General features: G+C 45.3%; 4 protein-coding genes. All 4 read right to left on the bottom strand.

The window, feature by feature from the left end:
* The coding region (locus tag A3762_RS09020; RefSeq protein WP_156493349.1) for an ATP-binding cassette domain-containing protein at positions 1 to 596 on the bottom strand (596 nt) is incomplete at its 3' end.
* Positions 597 to 598: 2 nt separating this feature from the next.
* Positions 599 to 1483 (bottom strand): proline/glycine betaine ABC transporter permease, encoded by an 885-nt coding sequence (locus A3762_RS09015; protein ID WP_068478219.1) that lies wholly within the window; start codon positions 1481 to 1483, stop codon positions 599 to 601.
* A gap of 58 nt (positions 1484 to 1541) precedes the next feature.
* Positions 1542 to 2594, bottom strand: a complete 1053-nt coding sequence (locus A3762_RS09010) for an ABC transporter substrate-binding protein (protein WP_082869033.1) — start codon at positions 2592 to 2594, stop codon at positions 1542 to 1544.
* Positions 2595 to 2782: 188 nt separating this feature from the next.
* Positions 2783 to 3559: a dienelactone hydrolase family protein gene (locus A3762_RS09005; protein ID WP_231878777.1), complete on the bottom strand. Its 777-nt coding sequence runs from the start codon at positions 3557 to 3559 to the stop codon at positions 2783 to 2785.
* Positions 3560 to 3715: the final 156 nt, after the last annotated feature.

The following is a 3715-nucleotide window of genomic DNA, read 5'->3' as shown; positions in this document are numbered from 1 at the left end:
AGAGGGTCCAATGCAGAAAAAGCCTCGTCCATCAACAATACATCTGGGTCGGTGCACAAAGCTCGCGCTAGACCAACACGTTGCTGCTGACCGCCTGAAAGCTGTGATGGGTATAGTCCCTCATACCCTTCTAAACCGACGTCAGCTAACCATTGTTTAGCCTTCTGTAGTCGCTCAGCTTTCGCAACGCCCTGTGTTTTCAAACCAAAGGCGACGTTATCGATCACCGAATTATGGGGTAACAAACCAAAGTGCTGAAACACCATCGACATGCGTGTTCGACGAAATTCCTGAAGCTGTTTCGCATCAAGCTTCATCACGTCGTCACCATCAAACATGATCTGCCCTGCACTCGGTTCAATCAGACGGTTAAAGTGACGAATTAAGGTCGACTTTCCAGAACCAGAAAGCCCCATAATTACGAAGATCTCACCCCGTTTGATCTCCATGTTAATGTCTTTAAGACCAAGCGTATGTCCAGTTTTTTCAAGAATCTCTGCTTTGGTTTTCCCCTGTAAAACAAGATCCATATGTTTTTCAGCTTGATCACCGAAAAGCTTGTAGAGCGATTTAATTTCAATGAAGGTATCACTCATGTTCATTGCTGCCCCCCAAGATGTGCTTGAGAGCGTTTCGCATACGCTTGAGATACCCGATCAAAGATGATTGCCAGCACCACGATCGCGATACCGTTAAATAAGCCCAAAGCAAAGAACTGGTTGTTAATCGAACGCAAGACCTGCTGCCCTAAGCCTGCAACACCAATCATTGATGCTATCACGACCATTGCCAGCGCCATCATAATAGTTTGATTTACTCCGGCCATGATATTTGGCATCGCTAGAGGAAGCTGAACCTGAAATAGCTTTTGATACGAGGTCGTGCCAAAGGCGTCTGCTGCTTCTAATACTTCTTTATCTACGAGACGAATACCCAAGTTTGTTAAGCGAATAACAGGAGGAATGGCATAAATAATAACGGCGATCATTCCGGGGATTTTACCGATGCCGAGTAACATCACCACTGGGATCAAGTACACGAATGCCGGCATTGTTTGCATGACATCAAGTATCGGTGTGAAAACCGATTGAATACGATCAGAACGCGCCATCGCGATACCAATAGGAATACCAATAATGATCGATAACAAAGTACTGACGGTGATAATGCTTAAGGTACTCATGGTGTCTTCCCACATACCAAACAAGCCGATCCCGTATAGTGCAAGTGCAACAGCAAGTGACAATTTCCACGAGCGTGCAGCTAAATGACAAATAGCAACAATTACCGCAATCACAATCGGCCATGGGGTTGCTAACAATAATTTCTCAAACCAAATTAGAAACTGAAGAAGGGGTTCGAAAAAGGCCTCGATACTCTCACCATATTCACGTGAAAAACTTCGATAACCTTGATCGAGGGATTTCCTCAACTCAACCATCGTTTCACGGCTCAGTTCAGGAAACTCCGTCCAAAAAGACATATAAACCTCGAAATAAAGGGAAATAAAAAAGCCGCTATTAAAAGCGGCTTCGGGGTACTTACTTATTAATCAGTGTCGCTTTTACTTTCTCAGCGATTTCTGGCGCAACCCATGCAGTCCATGTTGCCGTGTCAGAAATAAGGAAGTGCTCTGCGGCTGTTGCACCGTCGGCTTGATTGTCTTCCATCCAAGCCAATAGCTTGTTCATTTTTGCGTTGGTAAACGCACGCTTTGCAACATACTCAAAAGCTTCTGGAGCGCGTTCAGCGAAACCTGATGTCGTGACAGATTGAACAGCTGCAGGTGGGTACATCGTCGGTTTTGGTTCTGCACATTCTGCTTGTGTGATACAAGCTTTGTAGTGATCAACGTCTACACCAGAACCGAAATCTACTTTCACCATATCGTACTTACCAAGTACAGCAGTTGGCGCCCAGTAATAACCGAACCAAGCTTCCTGACGCTCGTAAGCTTTTGCAATCGCCCCTGATAATGCCGCGCCAGAACCTGGATCAACCACTTTGAATCCTGCGCTTTCTAAATCAAGCGCTTTGAACAAGTTTTCACCCGAGATTTGACAGTTCCAGCCAGCTGGGCAACCCATGAACATCGCTGCGCTTGGATCTTCTGGGTGTTTAAACAATGCAGCATTCGCTTTCACGCCTTCGATTGTTGCAAGGCTAGGATCTTGGTCAACCATGAACTTCGGCACCCAAAAACCTTCTTCACCACCGTCAGACAAAGAATTGCCCGCATACTTTAATCGACCTTCTGCAACACCTTTGTCGAGAGGTTCGCGCAGACCATTACTCCAAAGCTCTGGTGCAATATCTGGCTCACCTTTCTCGATCATTGATGTGCCTGTTGGCATTGTGTCACCCGCCACAAGTTGCGTATCGCACCCGTAACCATTCTTGAGAATGTAACTATCTACATGCGCCATCAACGCAGCAGAGTTCCAGTTCATCTCAGCAATAGTCACTGATCCGCATTCATTAGCTGATGATGCTGATGCCGATTCTTGAACAGAATTAGTTTCTTCAGAGTTGTTACCACCACAAGCTGAAAGCAAAGCTGCAGCAGAAAGCGCCGCGACAAGAGACTTCTTCATTTTGACCCCTTTCGATTGATTTGTATTTGATTGTTATTCTGTCTTTTAACCCTAACATAGCTACGACAGGTTTCCAAAGACGAACCCTAATGCTGCAGCAAAAGGCATGTTTATTATTCAAATAATAAAAAGCCCCACCTTGAGACTATCAAAGCAGGGCTATAACGAATCGTACCTAGACTATAAAACTACATCGTTTCCATTTTGAGGAAATCAGTGAATAGCGTCCAGCTTTGGGTATCCGCTCTTTCTTGATACTTTTCCGAACCAAATACAGTGAAGGCATGAGGCGCGCCGCCATAAGTCACCATTTCATGATCCACCTTCGAAGCCTCAAGCTCATCCGCTAGATTCGCGAAATCTGACATTGGAATAATTGAGTCTGCCGTACCATGCATCACAAGAACTGAGCCCTTTGTATTGCTGTAGCCTTGCCCTTCTGGGGTCGTCAAACCACCGTGAAAGCTAGCAAATCCTTTTAGTTCGGTACCTGATCTCGCCAGTTCTAACACGGCTGCGCCACCGAAACAGTAGCCCATGGCAACAGCGTTACTTGTATCAGCACCAAGCTCTTTTGCTTTAGCTAAACCTGCTTGCATGATTGCGCGCATTTTCTCGCGATCTTTGTATAGCTCACCAGTATGCTGTTTTTTATCAGCCACTTCCGTTGGACGCACGCCTTTACCAAATAAATCGACAGCAAATACTGAGTAGCCAAGTTCGTGCAGCATTTCGCTACGCTTAACTTCGTATTCAGTTAGGCCATCCCAGTCGTGAATCAAATAAACTAACGGTGCATCTTTATTATCGCCTGCAACAAAGTAGCTTTCATACGCTGTGCCATTCAACTCAAAATCAACATTTTTACCGGCGTGCTTCATACCGTGCCCATCAGCCACAGCAACACTAGCACCTATTGAAACAGCTACCGCAGCAGCCCCGACCAACCCACGAGAAATATTCATAGTCACCCCTTTTATTTCGATTGCGTTTTATATCGTTTTCGATTCAAGTATCTGCGCTTCATTGTCAGCCACTTGCTTTAGACCAAATTTTGCTACGCAGTTAGATTCTACTTAGATGACTATTTTTCATGCAAATCACCTCATTTGAGGGCGATC

The organism is Oleiphilus sp. HI0125, from assembly GCF_001635355.1.
This window is presented reverse-complemented; position numbering and strand designations above follow the sequence as displayed.